The sequence below is a fragment of the Duganella sp. Root198D2 genome (assembly GCF_001428585.1).
Lineage (GTDB): Bacteria > Pseudomonadota > Gammaproteobacteria > Burkholderiales > Burkholderiaceae_D > Rugamonas.
Map to the genome: position 1 here is coordinate 149,844 of NZ_LMIC01000012.1, position 19,265 is coordinate 169,108.

Consider the following 19,265-nt stretch of genomic DNA (forward strand, 5'->3'; position numbering starts at 1 on the left):
GGGTATTATCGCATCCCTGCCCTGTTTTTACGCGTTTTGGAGCGCCCATGACACCCACCTCCACCGCGCCGTTTGGCGCCTGGCCATCACCGATCAGCGCCGAGATCGTTGCTGCGGGCGCTACCCCGCTGTCTTCGCTTGTCCTGGACGGGACGGATATCTACTGGCTGGCCGGGCGCGCAGCCGAGGCGGGGCGGACCACCCTGATGCGCCGGCCCGGCCCTGCGGCTGCCGCCGAAGTCACGCCGCAGCCCTTCAATGTCCGCAACCGCGTCCACGAGTATGGCGGCGGGGCTTATGCCGTCGCCGACGGTGTCGTGGTGTTTTCGCACCATGCCGACAACCGGCTGTATCGCATTGTCCCGGACGGTGCGGCCGAAGCGTTGACCGCCCCCGGCCGCCAGCGCTTCGCGGATTTCGTCTTTGACCACACGCATGCGCGCCTGATCGCCGTGCGGGAACAGCATCCGGAGGACGACGGCTCGCATGCCCAGCCGGCAAATACCATTTGCGCGGTGCGCTTCGATGGCGGCGAGCGCGTGCTGGTTATGGGGAACGACTTCTATTCGTCGCCACGGCTGTCACCGGACGGCCGCCGCCTGGCCTGGCTGTCGTGGGACCATCCGCGCATGCCCTGGCAGGGCACCGAACTGTGGGTCGCCGATGTGGAGGCCGACGGAACGCTTGGCACACCTTGGCGCGTCGCCGGCGGTCCGCAGGAGTCCATCTGCCAGCCGGAATGGTCGCCTCAAGGCGTGCTGCACTTCGTCTCGGACCGCAGCGGCTGGTGGAACCTGTACTGCCTGCGCGAAGGCGCGGGAGGCATAAGCGGCGCTGTCGAGGCGCTGTGCCCGATGGCGGCCGAGTTTGCGACCCCGCACTGGACCTTCGGCAATTCGCTGTACGGCTTCGGCGCGGGCGGCGAAATTGTGTGCAGCTATATCGAACAGGGCGTCAGCAAGCTGGCGCGCCTGCGCGCCGGCAGCACCCTGCTGGAACCGATCGCCACGCCATACCAGGAGATCCGCGAACTGCGCGTGGGCGAAGGCTGCGTGGTCGTGCTGGCGGGCAGCCCCATCATCGCGTCGGAGATCGCCCGCATCGACCTGGCCACTGGCGAGCGCGAAGTACTTGAGCGCTCGATCGCGGCCTTGCCGGCGCCGGGCTACCTGTCGGTCCCGGCAAGCATCAGCTACCCGAGCGCCAACGGCCGCACGGCCCATGCCTTCTTCTACCCGCCGGCCAACCAGGATGTGAGCGCGCCGCCAGGCGGGAAACCGCCCGTCATCGTTATCAGCCATGGCGGCCCGACCGGCATGGCTGCCAGCACCCTGAACCTGAAGACGCAATTCTGGACCAGCCGCGGTTTCGGCGTGCTGGACGTGAACTACGGCGGCAGCACCGGCTTTGGCCGCGACTTCCGCGACGCGCTGAAAGGCCAGTGGGGCATCGTCGACGTGGAAGACTGCATCGCCGGCGCACGCCACCTGGTCGCGCAAGGCCTGGCAGACGGTGAGCGCCTGATCATCCGCGGCAGCAGCGCCGGCGGCCTGACGACGCTGTGCGCGTTGACCTTCCATGATGTCTTCAAGCTGGGCGCCAGCTACTACGGCGTATCCGACCTGAAAGGCCTGGACGACGACTCGCACAAGTTCGAATCGCATTACAACGAGTACCTGATCGCGTCCAAGGCGCAAGCCGAGGCAGTGTACGCCGAACGTTCCCCGATCAACCACACTGACCGCCTGTCGCGCCCGATGATCTTTTTCCAGGGCCTGGACGACAAGGTGGTGCCGCCGCAGCAATCGGAGGCCATGGTGAACGCGCTGCGCACTCGCGGCATCCCCGTGACGTATGTTGAACTGGAAGGCGAAGGCCATGGCTTCCGCAAGGCCGACACCATCGTACGCACGCTGCAGGCGGAGCTGGACTTCTACCAACGCATGTTTGGCCTGCGCGAATGAGCGACACCCTGCTGGCGGAATTCGAAGCCCTCGAACAGCCTGAAAAAGCTGTCCTCGCCCTGCTGGCACTGGTGAGCGACCCGGTCGGCCGCACCGCCATCCTCGACCATATGGTCGCTGCCGGCATCCGCGATGCGAACGGCCAGCCCTTCACCACCCTGACGCTGGACGACCCGCTGCTCAAGCTGGAACGCCTGGCTTATACCACTGCCGTCATGGGTCGCGGCTTCGTTTGCAATGCGCGCCTGCGCTGGCCCGCCATCCGCGCTGCCATCGGCGCCCACCTGCTCGACGATCTCTGCAAGGCCTACGAGACGCTCAACCCGATGCGCCAGAACTGGAACGGCGCTTACGAGCCGCGCAGCTACCGCCATGGCGTGGCGCGCCTGCGCATGGCCATGCTGCGCGGCCGGCCGCCGCAGGATGTGATGCCGCTGCTGGCTGCCTGCATGGTGTGCTACGAAGCAGCGCAGCTGCACCCGATCGTCGACATTTTTTCGCGCCCTTTCGAAGCAGGCATGCTGCTGCTGGTGCATCCGGCCCTGCAGGACGACGTGCTGATGCTGCTGGTCCAGCACTCCCAGCGCGAGCCCGGCCTGGCGCCGCTGGTGCGCGGCTACGCCGAGCGCCACCTGCAGCGCCGCCAAAGCGCCGAACAGCAGGCCAGCCCTGCCTTGCGGCTGGCAATGGCGGAACACGCCATCCTGTGCGGCAAACTGGCCGACGCCCTGCGCTACCTGGAAGGGATGGACGGCGCCCTGGTGCAATGCTTCTCCAGCGCCGTGCTGCTGCTGCGCGGCGACGTCACCGCTGCCATCACTGGCTATGAAGCCGCGCTGAAATCGATCCGCCGCGAATCCGGCAAGCGCAAGCACCTGTTCCAGGGCATTGCCGGCCACCTGTACGTGCTGGCCCTGCTGCGCAGCGGCGACGCCAAACACCTGAAATCGGCGGAGAGCTACCTCGACGTGGCAGTGCACGCCCAGCACAACGCCGACAGCGCGGTCTACCAGCAACTGAGCATGCTGCGCCAGATCCGCGCCGGCACCATGCAGGCCGACCTGGTGGCCCAGCGCGCCTGGGAGGCGCCGCTGCAGGCGCAATTGTTCCAGTGCATGCTCTACTACTGGCTGGCGCTGCCGCAATTGAAGCAGCGCCGGGCGGAATTGCAGGACTTGTCGCAGGCTGCCGACGCGGCCGGTTTCACGCTGCTTTCCGCCGGTGCGGAAAGCCTGCTGGGCCATCTTGGCGACGAGGTGGCGGCAGGACGCGCAGCAGCCTTGCGAGAACAGCTGGGCTTTGGCGACATGGCCACCTGGTTCGAGCGCCAGGAAGCCTGGCAGCGCCAGTTGGCGGCCCTGATCAACCTGCAGCAAGGCGGCCCGGAAAGCGGCGGCGAAATGCGCCTGGCCTGGGCGATCAGCTATGGCGAACGGCAGGGCATCGCTGAAATCGAACCGCGCGAGCAGAAGCGCGATGCGCGCGGTGCCTGGGGCAAGGCGCGCCCGGTGGCGCTCAAACGCTTGCGCGATGACGCGGCGCAGATGGAATTCCTGACGCCGCAGGACATACGCGTCAGCGGCGCCATCATGCCATCGCGCCAGGCCTATGCTTCCGGCCTGCGTTACGACATCGATACGGAACAGGCGGTGCTTGCCCTGGTCGGCCATCCGCTGGTGTTCTGGATGGACGCGCCGGATACCCGCGTTGAACTGCTGGCCGGTGCGCCGGAGCTGCTGATCCGCACCCACCAGGGCCAGTTGCATCTCGCGCTGCACCCCGCCATCGAGAACCTGAGCGCCAGCGTGATCGTGGTGCGCGAAGCGCCGAACCGCCTGCGCGTGGTCAGCGTGCAGGACGAGCATCGCCGCATCGCAGCCATCGTCGGCGATGGCCTGACGGTGCCGGAGCACGCCAAGGAGCAGGTATTGAAAGCGATCGGCGCCGTGTCGTCGATGGTGACGGTGCAATCCGATATCGGCGGCGGCGCGGCCAACACCGAGCAGTGCGATGCCGACCCGCGCCTGCACATCCACCTGCTGCCGTACCAGCAAGGCTTGAAGATGCAGGTCCAGGTGCGTCCGCTGCGCGATGCCGGGCCTTACTACGCCCCGGGCGCCGGCGCCGAGAACGTGATTGCTGACGTCAACGGCCGCTCGGTACAGGCGCGCCGCAGCCTGGCGGGCGAGCGCGATGCCCAGCGCCAGCTGGTGCTCAAATGCGAGGTGCTGGAACAGGCCACCGAAGAGCATGGCGAATGGCTGCTGGGCGAACCTGCCTTGTGCCTGCAGTTGCTGGCCGAGCTGCAGGAGCAGGGCGCCGACAAGGTGGTGCTGGCCTGGCCGGAGGGTGAAGCCTTCCGCCTCACCAAGCCGGTGTACAGCAAGCAGCTGCGCCTGAACATCAAGAGCAGGAAGGACTGGTTTGCCGCCAGCGGCCAGCTGGTGGTCGATGAAGACCGCGTACTGGACCTGCGTTCGCTGCTGGACATGATCCGGGCCGGCAAGAGCCGCTTCATCGCCCTGGGCGACAAGGAATTCCTCGCCCTGTCGGAAGAGCTGCACCGCCGCCTGTCCGAATTGGCCGCCTATGGCGAAGATGATGATGCGGGCATGAAGGTGCATCGCCTGGCCGCCTTCGTGCTGGAGGAGCTGGCCAACGACGTGGGCATGGTGGAAGCGGACGCCATGTGGCGCGAGCATTTGCAGCGCATCGAGGCCAGCGCCGGCTACACGCCGCAACTGCCCAGCACCCTGCAGGCGGAATTGCGCGACTACCAGCTGGCCGGTTTTGAATGGCTGGCCCGCCTGGCGCAATGGGGCGTCGGCGCCTGCCTGGCCGACGACATGGGCCTGGGCAAGACCTTGCAGGCCTTGGCCCTGCTCCTGCTGCGCGCACCGCAAGGCCCGGCACTGGTAGTGGCACCGACCTCGGTTTGCCTGAACTGGGCCAGCGAAGCCGCGCGCTTTGCGCCGACGCTGAACGTGAAAATGTATGCCACCGGCGACCGCGACGACATCGTCAGCAATGCCGGCCCGTTCGACCTGGTGATCACCAGCTACGGCCTGCTGCAACTGGAATCCGAGCGCTTCACCAGGCCGAAGTGGCACACCATCGTGCTGGACGAAGCGCAGAACATCAAGAACGCCGCTACCAAGCGCTCGCAGGCCGTCATGGCGCTGAAGGGCGACTTCAGGATGGTGGCCACCGGTACGCCGCTGGAGAACCACCTCGGCGAGCTGTGGAACCTGTTCCGCTTTATCAATCCCGGCCTGCTGGGCAGCCATGAGCAGTTCAACCTGCGCTTTGCCGGCCCGATCGAGCGCCAGCAGGATCACCGCGCCGAAGTCGGTGCGCGCAATCGCCTGCGCCGCCTGATCGGGCCTTTCGTGCTGCGCCGGACCAAGGCGCAGGTGCTGACCGAGCTGCCGGCCCGCACCGAGATCGTGCTGGAAGTCGACCTGTCGCCGGAAGAAACCGCGCTGTACGAATCGCTGCGCCGCGAGGCGCTGGAAAACCTGGCATCCATCGAAGGTCCGGCGGACCGGAAGTCGATGCAGATCCTGGCGGAGATCATGAAGCTGCGCCGCGCCTGCTGCAATCCGAACCTGGTGGCGCCTTCGCTGCGGTTGGACTCGAGCAAGCTGGCGGCCTTCGCCGGCTTGCTGGAAGGCCTGCTGGAGAACCGCCACAAGGTCCTGGTGTTCAGCCAGTTCGTCGATCACCTGTCGCTGATCCGCGCCCACCTGGACCGCAACGGCATCCGCTACCAGTACCTCGATGGCAGCACGTCAATGGCGGCGCGCAAGCAGTCGGTGGATGCTTTCCAGGCCGGCGAGGGCGATGTATTCCTGATCAGCCTGAAGGCCGGCGGCGTCGGCATCAACCTGACCGCGGCCGACTATGTGATCCACATGGACCCGTGGTGGAATCCCGCCGTGGAAGACCAGGCCTCCGACCGCGCGCACCGCATGGGGCAGCTGCGGCCGGTCACCATCTACCGCCTGGTGGCGCGCAATACAATTGAGGAAGGCATCGTCGAGCTGCATGGCCATAAACGCGAGCTGGCCGACAGCCTGCTCGATGGCAGCGACACCGCCGCGCGCATGACGGCGGACGACATGCTGGCGATGCTGAACGAGGGTTTGCGCCGCTTCTGACTGGAGACGCCATGCAATTGACATCACTTGCACTTCGCACCGCTGCGGCCGCCGCGCTGGCGGCATCCTGGCTGGCCGGCACGGCGTGCCACGCAGCCCCGCCTTCCGCCGCCTCGGCCTGCCCGACGGCCGCGCTGCGCGCTGCCAAAGCCGCCAAATGGCAGGTCGACGACAGCGCCAGGCGCCAGGCACTGGCACTGCAGGCGGTGTCCTGCCTGGCGTCGCCTGACCCCGTCGAGCGCGACGAACTGGCCTTCGAGGGCCTGCAAACCTGGATGCGCACCGACAAGCTGGATACCGCCGCACTGCAGGAACTGCGCACGCGCCTGAGCGCACAGCTGCAGGCGCCCGACCCGCAAGGCTTCGCGCGGCCCTTCGCCGCACTGGTACTGGCCGACGTGGCGCGCGTGGACCGCATCAAGCCCTATCTGTCGGCGGAGCAGCGCGCGCAGCTTGTCGGCGCCGCGACAGGCTACCTGCGCGGCGTGGCCGACTACCGCGGCTTCGATGAAAAGCAGGGCTGGCGCCACGGCGTCGCCCACGCCGCCGACATCATGCTGCAGCTTGCGCTCAACCCGGCACTGGGGCGCGCCGAGCATGAACCCATGCTGGCGGCGATCGCCGGCCAGGTCGCGCCGCCAGGCGAGCATTTTTACCGCTACGGTGAAGGCGAGCGCCTGATGGCCCCCATCTTCTACCTGTCGCGCGCCAGGACGCTTGAATGCGCCGATTGGGACGCCTGGTTTGCCGGCCTGGCAGCGCGGCCAACGTCCGCCGGCACGCAGCAAGCGGCCCTGGCCCGCAAGCACAACCTGAACGGCTTCCTGCAGCCGCTATACGTCAACATCAGCGAAAGCAAGGACGAGGCGCAGCGCAACTGCCTCAAGCCGCTGCTGCTGCGCGCCTTGAAGCAGGCCGCAGAATGAACGCGCAGCAAGCCTTGGCCTTCGTCGAACAGCACGGAGTCGTGCTGGCGTCGGCACATGGCAAAGTGCCGACGCTGACAGAAGCCATCGCCGGCGCCCCGATCAAAGGCAGCTGGTGGGGACACCCGGAAGGCAAGCGTATTTTCGCCGTGCTCAGCGAAGTGCAAGGGCACGGCGATATCCTGGCCTGCCGCCTGTTGGCAGGCAAATTGACCCTGGTACACCGGCGCCTGTGGCCCGCCGTGGCTGCATTGGCCGGCGAATTGCCGGCGGCGGCAGTGGCGCGGGTGCGCCAGCTGCACACCGCCGGCGGCAAGCACGTCAACGATGAGACCCCTTTTCCACAATGGCTGCCGCCCGATGCGGCGCTGGAAGCCGAGGCCTTCGACCCCGTCCGGGCGCGGGCGGCACTCGGCTTGTGATAATCTCCCACGCTGCACTAGCAAGAGGTTGAAATATGATGAAGACCAGAATCGCCCTCGCCGCGATGATGCTGAGCCTGGCCCTGTCGCCAGTCGAGGCCGCGACGAAGAGCAAAAAATCCAACGCGCCGGCCAAGACTGCCGTCAGCAAGAAGTCCAGCAGCAAAGGCAAAACCGGCAAATCGCCGAAGTCCGCCAAGGGCGGCAAATCCGGTGCCAAGGCCGGAAAAACCAAAGCGGATAAGGCAAAACCGGCGCTTGCCGGCAAACCGCTGCCGGCAGAGCGCCGCCAGGACAAGGCGTTCGACAGCCAGGCCAGCCAGTTCCTGGGCGCGCTGTGGCGCATCGATCCGGAGACCGCCATCTCGGTCGGCAAGTACGACACCGCGGCCCAACTGACCGTTCCGGACCAGGCCTACCGCGACCAGCAGCTCGCCTTCATCGACGAATGGCTGGACAAATTCGGCAAGATCGACGCCCGGCAGCTGTCGCCGAAACAGCGCAGCGACCTTGGCCTGCTGCAGAACAAGCTGAACTCGGACCGCTGGTACCTGACCACCTTCCGCGAATGGGAATGGAACCCGGCGGTCTACAACATCGCCGGCCCGATCGACTTCGTGCTGAACACCGAGTACGCGGCAAGGCCGCAGCGACTGCGCACCCTGCTGCGCCGTATCGGCAGCGTGCCGGCGTATTACGAGGCTGCGCGCAACAACATCAAGAACCCGACGCGCGAACACGTGAAGCTGGCCATCGACCAGGCGCCCGGCGTACTGGCGGTGCTGTCCGACCTCGACAAGCAGGTGCAGGATTCGATCCTGAACGCCAATGAAAAGAACCTGTACTCGCAGCGCATTGCGGCTGCCAAGGTAGCCGTGGAGGCTTATGCCGCCTGGCTCGGTGAGCAGGACAAGTCGCTGGCCGTCAGTGGCGCGCGCTCCTTCCGCATCGGCAAAGAACTGTACGAAGCGAAGTTCGGCTACGACATCCAGTCCGGCAGCAATGCCGAACAGACTTACCAGAAAGCGCTGGCGACCCGCGAGCAGCTGCTGTCGAACATGGACCGCATCTCGGACGACCTGTGGCCGAAATACCTGGCCGACAAAGCCAAGCCTTCCGACCGCTTCGCCAAGATCGGCATGATGATCGAGAAGCTGTCGTCGAACCATGTGCCGCGCGAGGAGTTCTTCGCCGAGATCCGGCGCCAGATCCCTGTGCTGCAGGACTGGGTGGTGAAGAACGACCTGCTGACGCTGGACTCGAACAAGCCGCTGGTGGTGCGCGAGACGCCTGCCTACCAGCGCGGCGTGGCCGGGGCCAGCATCGAAGCTCCTGGCCCGTACCGCCCGCAGGACCGTACCTACTACAACGTCACGCCGCTGGACGACGCCTCGCCGGAGGCGGCCGAATCCACGCTGCGCGAATACAACCACTGGATCCTGCAGATCCTGAACATGCACGAAGCGATCCCGGGCCACTATGCGCAGCTGGTGTACGCCAACAAATCGCCGTCGATCGTAAAGTCGATCTTCGGCAACGGCGCGATGGTGGAAGGCTGGGCTGTCTACAGCGAACGCATGATGCTCGAATCAGGCTATGGCAACAACGATCCTGAAATGTGGCTGATGTACTCGAAGTGGAACCTGCGCAGCGTGACCAACACCATCCTCGACTACAGCGTGCACGTGAAAGGCATGGCGGAGCAGGAAGCAATCGACCTGCTGACGCGCCAGGCCTTCCAGACCGCCGCCGAAGCGAAAGAGAAATGGCGCCGCGCGCAGCTCACCTCGGTGCAGCTCACCAGCTACTTCTCCGGCTACTCGGAAATCATGGAACTGCGCGAACAGCGCCGCGCCGCCCTGGGCAGCAAGTTCTCGCTGAAGGAATTCCACGAAGACTTTCTGGGCTACGGCAGCGCACCTGTGCGCGTGATCAAAGAGCTAATGCAGTAACCGGTTTAGGCTGCTCCCATGCCCCGCGCGCGCCGCGGGGCGATTCTGCTACCATGAAGAAGGGAGTGGCCATGACCATGCCGATCCAGTTTGATACAGCTCAATACATCAGGACGCTAACCGATGCCGGTATTCCGCGCGAGCAGGCTGAGGCGCATGCAGACGGACTCAGGCTTGCGCTGAGCCAGCCTGTTGCTGCCGATTCTGACCTGGCAATTCAACGCGCAGAAATGCGCGCCTGGCTGGAAGCAATGGAGTTGAGGCTTGAAGCAAAGATGCGGACCGAGCTTGATGCAAGATTACGGCCAATTTATTTCTGGCTCGGCACGCTCACGGTGATGCAAGTCATCACCATGACCAAGTTGTTCTTTTAGTCGGCTTTTTCTTCCGGCGCCGTGGTGGCCTTGACGAACATCGGCGACAGGATCACGCCGATCTCAAACAGCAGCCACATCGGGATAGCCAGCGAGAACTGGCTGACGATATCAGGCGGGGTCACAATGGCAGCGATCACGAAGGCAGCCACGATCACATAGCCGCGCCACTCGCGCAGCTTGGCGACCGACACCAGCCCCATGCGCACCAGCACCACCACCACCACCGGCACTTCAAAGGCGCAGCCGAAGGCCAGGCACATCGACATCACGAAGTCGAGGTAATTCTCGATATCCGGCATCACCGCAATCGAAGTCGGCGACACCTGGTTGATGAAGGCGAACACCTTGCCGAACACCAGGAAGTAGCAGAACGCCACGCCCGCCATGAACAGCGAGGACGAGGCAATCACCAGCGGCGCCACCAGGCGCTTTTCATGCTGGTACAGGCCAGGCGCGACAAAGGCCCACATCTGGTACAGCACCCACGGCAGCGACAGGATGAAGCCGAACAGCAGCGTCACCTTCATCGGTACCAGGAAAGGCGAGATCACGCTGGTGGCGATCATCTTCGAGCCGGCCGGCATGGCGGCAATCATCGGCGCCGCGATCAGGTCATAGATCTTGGCCGGGCCGATGCCGAAGCCGATCAGCGCCGTCATCACTGCGATACCGATGCTGGCCTTGACCAGGCGGTCGCGCAGCTCAACCAGGTGGCTGATGAAGGTTTCTTCGGCGGGTTCTTGTTGACTCATTTAGAAAAACGATGCGTTCTTGCGGCTGCCGGGGCGGTGGCGCTTCATGCGCGCCGCACCGGAGATGACGTGGGTGCGGACGCCGGCCTGCTGCTTGTACCACAGCGGCACGGCCGAACTGCGCACTACGCGCTTGCGGCGGAAATCCTTGGCCTTGCGGGCCATGTCTGCGCTGGTCGGGGTGTACAGGTCCAGCGCCGGGGAGGACGTGGGCTGGTCGCGCAGCGCCGCTTCCACTTCCGCCATATCCTTGCCGATGGAGTTTTCCATCTCGTCCTTGAAAGTGCTGGCAGCTTCTTCAGCCTGCTTGCGCAGGTTCTTCAGCTCGTCCAGCTCCATTTCGCGGGAGACTTCGGATTTGACGTCGTTCAGGTAGCGCTGGGCACGGCCGTACAGCGTCCCGGCCATGCGCGCCACCTTGGGCAGCTTCTCAGGACCGATGACGACCAGGGCCACTACCCCGATGACGGCGATTTTGGTAAGACCGAGGTCAATCATCGCTGGTTACTGCTTGGTCTTTTCCTTGGCTTCGACTTCGATGGTGCCCTTGTCGGTCACCTGGGCTGGCGGAGGAGCTGGCTGTGCCGGCTTCTCTTCCTCGTCCGAACCCTTGACGCCATCCTTGAAGCCCTTGACAGCCTTGCCCAGGTCCGAGCCGATATTGCCCAGTTTCTTGGTGCCGAATACCAGCATGACGACGACCAGGACGATCAGCCAGTGCCAAATGCTCATTGAACCCATTACAAAACCCCTAAAAAAATCATTCGTTTGGACAGTATACGCGAAGCGCAGCTGTCATGTGCTTGTCACAATTTCAAGTCCGCATGCCGCGCCATGGACGCGGCCCGCCGTACAGGTGCATATGCAGGTGGTACACCTCCTGGCCGCCATCCGGACCGCTGTTGATCAGGGTCTTGTAGCCGCGCACCGGCGTGCCATCCGCCTCGTAGGCCACGGCAATATCATGCTGCTCAGCCAGTTGCGGCACCAGCGCCAGCATCTTGCCCAGCAGGGCCGTGTGCTCCGGCTTGCAGTCAGACAAGGTCGACAGGTGCAGTTTCGGGATGATCAGCAAGTGTACCGGCGCGGCCGGGTGGATGTCCTTAAACACCATCAAGTCATCGTCTTCGTGCACCACGGACGACGGAATCTGTTTTGCTGCAATCTTGCAGAACAGGCAATTTTCCACGTTTATTCCTTACGGGATGCTTTTTCTTCCAGGCCGGACAAGCCTTCACGGCGCGCCAGCTCATCGAGTACCTGCTGCGGCGACAAATCGAATTGCGCCAGCAGCACCAGCGAATGGAACCACAGGTCGGCGCATTCGTACAGCACTTTCGATGCGTCGCCGCTGGCGCGGGCATCCTTCGCCGCCATCACGGTTTCGGTGGCTTCCTCGCCGATCTTTTTCAGGATCGCGTCGTCGCCCTTGGAGAACAGCTTGGCGACATAGGAGGAGGACGGGTCGCCGCCCTTGCGCGCTTCGATGGTGGCCGCAACACGGTCCAGTACATTGCTCATTTTTTCACTTCCGCGTAGATCTCTTCGGGGTCTTTCAGCACCGGTTCCGTATTCTGCCAGTCGCCATTCTCGAACTTGTTGAAGAAGCAGGAGTGGCGCCCGGTATGGCAGGCGATCGATCCTTCCTGCTCGATCTTTAGCAGCACCACGTCTTCGTCGCAATCGAGGCGGATTTCCAGCACTTTCTGCACGTGGCCGGATTCTTCGCCCTTGTGCCACAGCTTCTTGCGCGAGCGGCTCCAGTAGACCGCTTCGCCCAGCTCCACGGTCTTGTAGAGCGCATCGCGGTTCATCCAGGCGAACATCAGCACATCGTTGCTGCCGGCTTCCTGTGCGATGACAGGCACCAGGCCATGCTCGTCCCACTTCACCTTGTTCAGCCATTTGGCTTTGGCGACATTCGCTGCAATTGCGGTAGCCATTGTGTGTTCCCCGAAGTTTAAGAAAGACGCATGGGAATACCCTGCGCCGCCATGAATTGCTTGGCTTCCTGTACGGTGTGCTGGCCGTAGTGGAAGATGCTGGCTGCCAGCACCGCATCGGCATGGCCCAGCTTGACGCCGTCGGCCAGGTCTTGCAGGCCGCCCACGCCGCCGGAAGCGATCACCGGGATGTTGACCGCATCGCTCACGGCGCGGGTCAGGCCCAGGTCGAAGCCGGACTTGGTGCCGTCGCGGTCCATGCTGGTCAGCAGCAGTTCGCCGGCGCCCAGCCCGGCCATCTTGCGCGCCCACTCCACGGCATCCAGGCCGGTGGCGTTGCGGCCGCCGTGGGTGAAGACTTCCCACTTGCCGGGGGCGACGTTCTTGGCGTCGATCGCCACCACGATGCACTGGCTGCCGTGCTTTTGCGAAGCTTCGTACACCAGCTGCGGATTGGTCACGGCGGAGGTGTTCACGCTGACCTTGTCGGCGCCTGCGTTGAGCAGGCGGCGCACGTCTTCCACTTTGCGCACGCCGCCGCCGACGGTCAGCGGGATGAACACTTGCGATGCCACGGCTTCAATGATGTGCAGGATCAGGTCGCGGTTGTCGCTCGACGCGGTGATGTCGAGGAAGGTAAGTTCGTCGGCCCCCTGATCGTCGTAGCGGCGTGCGATTTCCACCGGGTCGCCCGCGTCGCGCAGCTCGGTGAAGTTGACCCCTTTCACGACGCGGCCATCGGTCACGTCGAGGCAGGGGATGATGCGTTTAGCCAGCATATTTTTTACTCTGAAAGTTCGTCGGCACGATCCTGCGCCGAAGCCAGGTCCAGCGTGCCTTCATAAATCGAACGGCCGCAGATCACGCCTTCGATGCCTTCGTCCTGCACCGCGCACAGGGCTTCCACATCGCCCAGGTTGTGCAGGCCGCCGGAAGCGATGATGGGGATGCGCACCGCCTGCGCCAGGCGCACCGTGGCCTCGATATTTACGCCGCCCATCATGCCGTCGCGGCCGATGTCGGTGTACACGATCGATTCAACGCCGTAGCCTTCAAACTTCTGCGCCAGGTCGATCACTTCGTGGCCGGACAGCTTGCTCCAGCCGTCGGTGGCGACCTTGCCGTCCTTGGCATCCAGGCCGACGATGATGTGGCCGGGGAAGGCGCCGCACGCATCCTGCAGGAAGCCGGGACTCTTCACGGCGGCGGTGCCGATGATGATGTAGCTGATGCCGTCGTCGAGGTAGCGCTCGATGGTATCGAGGTCGCGCACGCCGCCGCCCAGTTGCACCGGGATTTCAGGCAGGTCGAATTCCTCGGCATAGTCTTGCACAGCTTTGAGGATGGATTTCACCGCACCTTCGTTCTTCGGCTTGCCGGCGAAGGCGCCGTTCAGGTCCACCAGGTGCAGGCGGCGCGCGCCCTGTTCCAGCCAGTGGCGCGCCATCTTGCCCGGGTCGTCGGAAAAGACGGTTGCAAGTTCCATATCGCCCTGTTTCAGGCGAACGCAGTGACCATCCTTGAGGTCGATAGCAGGAATGAGCAGCATGATGTTGTTCTTGAGGTTAGGGATTCCAGTGGATGAAATTTTTGTACAGTTGCAGGCCGGTGGCGGCACTCTTTTCAGGGTGGAACTGTGTGGCAAAAATATTGTCGCGGGCTACCGCGCAGCAGAACGGCTGCCCGTATACGGTCTCGCCGACGTTCTGCGCATCGATCTCCGGCTGCGCGAAGTAGCTGTGCACGAAGTAGAACCAGGCATGGTCCGGAATGCCGTCCCACATCGCGTGCGGCATGCGCTGGCGTACCTGGTTCCAGCCCATTTGCGGCACTTTGAAGCGCGAACCGTCTTCCTGCAGCTGGCCCTCGAGCTGGAAGCGCACCACCTTGCCGGGCAACAGGCCCAGGCCCGGCGTGCTGCCGTTTTCTTCGCTGGCGTCAAACAGCATCTGCTCGCCTACGCACACGCCCATCATGGGCTTGGAGGCGGCAGCGCGCATCAACGCTTCCTGCACGCCCGACTCACGCAGGCTGCCCATGCAGTCGCGCATGGCGCCCTGGCCGGGCAGCACGATGCGGTCAGCGGCATCGATGGCGGCGGGATCGCCGGAAATCATTACTTCGGCCTCGGGCGCGACCGCGCGCAATGCCTGCGCGACGGAGCGCAGGTTGCCCATGCCGTAATCGACTACTACGATTTTTTTCATGTCAGTCAGCCGGTGTGTCGTTACAGGCTTCCTTTGGTGGACGGGATGGCGCCAGCAGCACGCGGGTCAAGCTCGCTGGCCATGCGCAGGGCGCGGCCGAAAGCCTTGAACACGGTTTCGCACTGGTGGTGTGCATTGGTGCCGCGCAGGTTGTCGATGTGCAGCGTGACGCCAGCATGGTTGACGAAGCCGCGGAAGAATTCCAGCGTCAGGTCGACGTCGAACGCGCCGATCATCGCGCGGGTGAACGGGATGTGGTATTCGATGCCCGGGCGGCCGGAAAAGTCGATGACGACGCGCGACAGCGCTTCATCCAGCGGCACATAGGCGTGGCCGTAGCGGCGGATGCCCTTCTTGTCGCCAATCGCCTTGGCGACCGCCATGCCGAGCGTAATGCCCACGTCTTCCACCGTGTGGTGGTTATCAATATGGGTGTCGCCGGTGGCTTCAATATCGAGGTCGATCAGCCCGTGGCGGGCGATCTGGTCCAGCATATGGTCGAGGAAAGGCACGCCCGTGTTCAGCTTCTGGGCGCCGGTGCCATCGAGGTTGATGGCGACGCGGACCTGGGTCTCGCTGGTGTTGCGAGTGATTTCTGCGGTGCGGTTCATGAAAAGCTCTTGGTTTTCGCTTCAGGACGCCAGGGCGGCTTTCAAGCCGTCCAGCATGATTGCGTTTTCCTCGGGCGTGCTGACCGTGATGCGCAGGCAGTTGGCCAGTACATTGTGCATTCTACCCACATTTTTGATCAAAACCTTGCGCTCCAACAGTTTGGCATGAACCTGCTCGGAGTTCGGTACGCGAATGAGGATAAAGTTTGCCGCCGAGGGGAAAACGTTGACACCCGGCAAGTTCGCCAGTGCATTCGACAACTCACCGCGCTGTTGGCGCAGCAGGGCAGCCTGTTCATTCAGCACATCGAGGTGGTCGAGGCAGAATTCGGCGGCGGCCTGGGTCAGGACATTGACGTTGTAGGGTGGGCGGATCTTGTCGAATTGCTCCAGCAGGGCTGGCGCGCACGACATGTAGCCAAGGCGGATGCCCGCCAGGCCAAGTTTCGACAGTGTGCGCATGACGATCAGGTTGGGGAATTCCGGCAGGCGGCCCATGAAGCTTTGTTGTGCAAACGGCTCATACGCTTCATCGACCACGCACAGGCCCTTGTCGCCCAGCGCCTTGATCACCTGCTCGATATCGCCGGCGTCGAACAGGTTGCCGGTCGGGTTGTTCGGGTAGGCCAGGAAGACCAGCGCCGGCTTATGCTGCGCGATTGCCGCCAGCATGGCCGGCAGGTCGAGCGTCAGGTCGGCTTTCAGCGGCACGCCGGTGAAGTCCATGCCGGCCACCATGGCCGAGCGCTGGAACATGACGAAGGACGGCGCCGGCGCCATCATCACGGCGCGCCGGCCTTCCGCCGGCTGCAGCGCGCAGGCTTGCGCCATGATGGCAATCAGCTCGTCCGAGCCGTTGCCCAGCATGACGTCGTAGCCTTGCGGCACGCCGAGTCTGGCGCGGATGCGCTGCTTGATGGTTTCGTAGCTGGCGACCGGATAGCGGTTCAGCGCGACGCCGGCGATGCGGTTCGCCAGCTCATGATGCAGGTCGCTCGGCAGCACATATGGATTCTCCATCGCATCCAGCTTGATAAATCCGCTGGCATCCGGCACATGGTAGATGTGGTCGGAACGCACATCCTGGCGGATCGTATTGGCGATAAGGCTGTCGAGGGACATCTGCATTTACTCCTGTTCTAAAGCCTCGTTCGGGGCAGGCACCGTTTTCGGCCTGCGTCCCCTGCGTGGCGGAGGTGTCTGACCCTGCGGGTCAGACAGCGGTTTACCGGTTTCGGCAAGCGCCTCCAGGCGCCTCCGGGCTATGTCGCAATACTCGGGATTCAATTCAAAGCCGACAAAATCACGCCCGCAGCGACGCGCGGCGACAGCGGTAGTCCCGCTGCCCATGAACAGGTCCATCACCACGCCATCCGGCGGGCAGCTGGCCTTGACCATGCGTTCGATAATTTCCAGCGGCTTTTGCGTCGGGTGGTCGACCCGTTCCGCATGTTCCCGGTGCAAGCGCGATACGCTCCACAGGTCCTTGGGGTTGTAGCCCACTTCCAGCCATTTTGCGCCGACGAAAATCGAGCGCGAACGGGCCTTCTTGGTTTCGGCATCGTACGCGATACGCACGGCGTCGAGGTCGAAGTAGTAATCCTTGCGGCGCACGAAGAATCCAATCGTGTCGTGCACCGACGAGAAACTGCGGGTACTGCCGCCCATGGAAGGCACGCGGCGGTCCCAGATAATTTCGTTCATCATCGTCATGCGCTTTTTCAGCATGACGAAAATTTCCGGCGAGTAGCGCCAGGTCAGGAAGATGTACAGGCTGCCGTTCGGCTTCAGCTTCGGCAGGGCTGCATCGATCCATGCCTCCGTCCACGCCAGGTAGTCTTCCATCGTCTGCTGGTCGGACGCGTTGCCGTAATCCTTGCCCAGGTTGTAGGGCGGATCGGTCAGGATCAGGTCGACGGAACCATCCGGCACGCGGGCCAGTCCGGCCATCGCGTCCTCTTGGAAGACCTGGTTTTTCCAAGGATGGGATGAATGCGTCATTTCAGGCGCAGCTCCGCGCTGCGGGCGTGGGCTTGCAAGCCTTCGCCGTAGGCCAGTTCGGCCGCCACCTTGCCCAGCGTCTGGGCGCCGGCTTCGCTGACGTGAATCACCGAGGAGCGCTTCTGAAAGTCGTATACGCCCAGCGGCGACGAGAAGCGTGCGGTGCGCGAGGTCGGCAGCACGTGGTTCGGGCCGCAGCAATAGTCGCCCAGCGATTCGGACGAGAAGCGGCCGAGGAACATGGCGCCGGCGTGGCGGATCTGCTCGGCCCACTGCTGCGGGTTCTCGGCCGAAATCTCCAGGTGTTCGGCGGCGATGCTGTTGGCGATGGCGCAGGCTTCCGCCATGTCGCGCACTTTCACCAGCGCGCCGCGGTCGCGCAGCGAGGTTTCGATGACAGCCTTGCGCGGCATGGCCGGCAGCAGTTTGGCGATGCTGGCTTCCACTTGCGCGATGTACCCTGCGTCAGGGCACAGCAGGATGGCTTGCGCCAGTTCGTCGTGCTCGGCCTGCGAGAACAGGTCCATTGCCACCCAGTCGGGGTCGGTGGTGCCGTCGCAGATCACCAGGATCTCGGACGGGCCGGCGATCATGTCGATACCGACGGTGCCGAACACGCGGCGCTTGGCTGCCGCCACATAGGCATTGCCCGGGCCGACGATCTTGTCGACGGGACGGATGGTTTCGGTGCCGTGCGCCAGTGCGGCCACGGCTTGCGCACCGCCGATGCCGATCACGCGGGTCACGCCGGCAATGGCGGCCGCGGCCAGCACCATCTGGTTCTTCACGCCGTCCGGCGTCGGCACGACCATGATGATTTCTTCGACGCCGGCCACTTTGGCCGGCACGGCGTTCATCAGCACCGACGAAGGGTAGGCAGCCTTGCCGCCGGGGACGTAGATGCCGACGCGGTCCAGCGGCGTAATGCGCTGCCCGAGGATGGTGCCGTCGGCTTCGGTGTAGGTGAAGCCTTGCAGTTCCTGCTTCTGGCGCTCGTGGAAGGCGCGGATGCGGTCGGCCGCGGTTTGCAGCGCGCTGCGCTGCGCGCCCGGCAGCGCGGCCAGTGCCGCGTCCAGCTCCGCCTGGCCGATGTCGAAATCGGCCATGCCGGCGGCGCTCATGCGGTCGAAGCGGTTGGTGTATTCCAGAACGGCTTCGTCGCCGCGCGCGCGCACGTCGGCGATAATTTTTGCGACGGCGCTTTCGATCGCGTCGTCGGTTTCCGCTTCAAAGGCCAGCAGCGCGTCCAGCGTTTCCTGGAAATCGTCCTGGGTGGAGTCGAGTTTTCGGATCATGGGCATCATTTGGCAGCGGCGCTGGCGCGTTCAAAAGCTTCGATAATCGGTTGCAGGCGGGCGCGCTTGAGCTTCATCGCAGCCTGGTTCACGACCAGGCGCGAAGAGATGTCCATGATCTCTTCCACTTCCACCAGGTTGTTGGCGCGCAGCGTGCTGCCGGTGGAAACCACGTCGACGATGGCGTCGGACAGGCCAACCAGGGGCGCCAGCTCCATCGAGCCATACAGCTTGATCAGGTCGACGTGCACGCCTTTCTTGCCGAAGTGCTCGCGCGCTATCGTGGTGAACTTGGTCGCCACGCGCAGGCGCGCGCCCTGGCGCACTGCGGTCTCGTAATCGAAGCCGGCACGCGTCGCCACCGACATGCGGCATTTGGCGATATGCAGGTCGACCGGCTGGTACAGGCCTTCGCCGCCGTGTTCCAGCAAGACATCCTTGCCCGCCACGCCGAAGTCCGCGGCGCCATACTGCACGTAGGTCGGCACGTCCGATGCGCGTACGATCAGTACGCGAATGCCGGGGTCCGAAGTAGGCAGGATCAGCTTGCGGGAGGTTTCCGGGTTTTCGAGGACTTTGATGCCGGCCGCTTCCAGCAGCGGCAGCGTGTCTTCGAAGATCCGGCCTTTCGACAGGGCGAGGATAAGTTCCATGG

The 19,265-nt window shown here is 64.1% G+C and carries 20 protein-coding genes; 6 read left to right on the forward strand and 14 right to left on the reverse strand.

Annotated elements, in window-relative coordinates; genetic code table 11:
• The first annotated feature begins 47 nt into the window (after nt 1-47).
• From ASE26_RS13145 to ASE26_RS13170, 6 genes are all read left to right on the forward strand, one after another.
• On the forward strand, nt 48-1,964 hold the full coding sequence (locus ASE26_RS13145; RefSeq protein WP_057246379.1) for a S9 family peptidase: 1,917 nt from the start codon (nt 48-50) through the stop codon (nt 1,962-1,964).
• On the forward strand, nt 1,961-6,124 hold the full coding sequence (locus ASE26_RS13150) for an SNF2-related protein (protein ID WP_057246380.1): 4,164 nt from the start codon (nt 1,961-1,963) through the stop codon (nt 6,122-6,124). Before ASE26_RS13145 ends, ASE26_RS13150 begins: the two co-directional genes overlap by 4 nt.
• A gap of 11 nt (nt 6,125-6,135) precedes the next feature.
• Entirely contained in the window at nt 6,136-7,050 is a 915-nt protein-coding gene (locus ASE26_RS13155) for a DUF2785 domain-containing protein (RefSeq protein ID WP_057246381.1), read from the forward strand.
• On the forward strand, nt 7,047-7,472 hold the full coding sequence (locus ASE26_RS13160) for a hypothetical protein (RefSeq protein ID WP_057246382.1): 426 nt from the start codon (nt 7,047-7,049) through the stop codon (nt 7,470-7,472). The genes ASE26_RS13155 and ASE26_RS13160 overlap by 4 nt, the downstream gene beginning before the upstream one ends.
• 35 nt (nt 7,473-7,507) lie before the next feature.
• Complete coding sequence (locus ASE26_RS13165) at nt 7,508-9,424, forward strand: DUF885 domain-containing protein (protein ID WP_055938944.1); 1,917 nt, start codon at nt 7,508-7,510, stop codon at nt 9,422-9,424.
• Between the two features lie 71 nt (nt 9,425-9,495).
• A complete protein-coding gene (locus tag ASE26_RS13170) occupies nt 9,496-9,798 on the forward strand; it encodes a hypothetical protein (protein ID WP_055938947.1) in 303 nt (100 codons plus the stop codon).
• Here the strand turns inward: ASE26_RS13170 and tatC are convergent.
• The 14 genes from tatC to hisG form a co-directional block, all read right to left on the reverse strand.
• Nucleotides 9,795-10,553, reverse strand: coding sequence for a twin-arginine translocase subunit TatC (gene tatC, locus ASE26_RS13175; RefSeq protein ID WP_055938950.1), 759 nt, complete (start codon nt 10,551-10,553; stop codon nt 9,795-9,797). The two genes, ASE26_RS13170 and tatC, sit on opposite strands and share 4 nt — an antisense overlap.
• Nucleotides 10,554-11,051: a Sec-independent protein translocase protein TatB gene (gene tatB, locus ASE26_RS13180; RefSeq protein ID WP_055938952.1), complete on the reverse strand. Its 498-nt coding sequence runs from the start codon at nt 11,049-11,051 to the stop codon at nt 10,554-10,556.
• A gap of 6 nt (nt 11,052-11,057) precedes the next feature.
• Nucleotides 11,058-11,294 carry a Sec-independent protein translocase subunit TatA gene (gene tatA, locus ASE26_RS13185; protein ID WP_055938955.1) on the reverse strand — a complete coding sequence of 79 codons (237 nt, stop codon included), beginning with the start codon at nt 11,292-11,294 and terminating at the stop codon, nt 11,058-11,060.
• A 73-nt stretch (nt 11,295-11,367) separates the two neighbouring features.
• Nucleotides 11,368-11,742, reverse strand: a complete 375-nt coding sequence (locus ASE26_RS13190; protein ID WP_055938957.1) for a histidine triad nucleotide-binding protein — start codon at nt 11,740-11,742, stop codon at nt 11,368-11,370.
• Nucleotides 11,743-11,744: 2 nt separating this feature from the next.
• Nucleotides 11,745-12,074 (reverse strand): phosphoribosyl-ATP diphosphatase, encoded by a 330-nt coding sequence (locus ASE26_RS13195; RefSeq protein ID WP_055938961.1) that lies wholly within the window; start codon nt 12,072-12,074, stop codon nt 11,745-11,747.
• A complete protein-coding gene (gene hisI / locus ASE26_RS13200; RefSeq protein WP_055938965.1) occupies nt 12,071-12,496 on the reverse strand; it encodes a phosphoribosyl-AMP cyclohydrolase in 426 nt (141 codons plus the stop codon). The genes ASE26_RS13195 and hisI overlap by 4 nt, the downstream gene beginning before the upstream one ends.
• Before the next feature lie 17 nt (nt 12,497-12,513).
• Complete coding sequence (gene hisF, locus ASE26_RS13205) at nt 12,514-13,275, reverse strand: imidazole glycerol phosphate synthase subunit HisF (protein ID WP_055938967.1); 762 nt, start codon at nt 13,273-13,275, stop codon at nt 12,514-12,516.
• A 5-nt stretch (nt 13,276-13,280) separates the two neighbouring features.
• Nucleotides 13,281-14,045 (reverse strand): 1-(5-phosphoribosyl)-5-[(5-phosphoribosylamino)methylideneamino]imidazole-4-carboxamide isomerase, encoded by a 765-nt coding sequence (hisA, locus tag ASE26_RS13210; protein ID WP_055938970.1) that lies wholly within the window; start codon nt 14,043-14,045, stop codon nt 13,281-13,283.
• A gap of 16 nt (nt 14,046-14,061) precedes the next feature.
• Nucleotides 14,062-14,703, reverse strand: coding sequence for an imidazole glycerol phosphate synthase subunit HisH (gene hisH / locus ASE26_RS13215; RefSeq protein WP_082507626.1), 642 nt, complete (start codon nt 14,701-14,703; stop codon nt 14,062-14,064).
• 20 nt (nt 14,704-14,723) lie between these two features.
• Nucleotides 14,724-15,314 (reverse strand): imidazoleglycerol-phosphate dehydratase HisB, encoded by a 591-nt coding sequence (gene hisB, locus ASE26_RS13220; RefSeq protein WP_055938973.1) that lies wholly within the window; start codon nt 15,312-15,314, stop codon nt 14,724-14,726.
• Nucleotides 15,315-15,335: 21 nt separating this feature from the next.
• Nucleotides 15,336-16,442, reverse strand: a complete 1,107-nt coding sequence (hisC, locus tag ASE26_RS13225; protein WP_373922108.1) for a histidinol-phosphate transaminase — start codon at nt 16,440-16,442, stop codon at nt 15,336-15,338.
• Complete coding sequence (locus ASE26_RS13230; RefSeq protein ID WP_082507627.1) at nt 16,443-17,315, reverse strand: site-specific DNA-methyltransferase; 873 nt, start codon at nt 17,313-17,315, stop codon at nt 16,443-16,445. It lies immediately after the preceding gene.
• Nucleotides 17,312-18,619 carry a histidinol dehydrogenase gene (gene hisD, locus ASE26_RS13235; RefSeq protein ID WP_200953875.1) on the reverse strand — a complete coding sequence of 436 codons (1,308 nt, stop codon included), beginning with the start codon at nt 18,617-18,619 and terminating at the stop codon, nt 17,312-17,314. The genes ASE26_RS13230 and hisD overlap by 4 nt, the downstream gene beginning before the upstream one ends.
• On the reverse strand, nt 18,616-19,263 hold the full coding sequence (gene hisG, locus ASE26_RS13240) for an ATP phosphoribosyltransferase (RefSeq protein ID WP_055938976.1): 648 nt from the start codon (nt 19,261-19,263) through the stop codon (nt 18,616-18,618). The genes hisD and hisG overlap by 4 nt, the downstream gene beginning before the upstream one ends.
• Nucleotides 19,264-19,265: the final 2 nt, after the last annotated feature.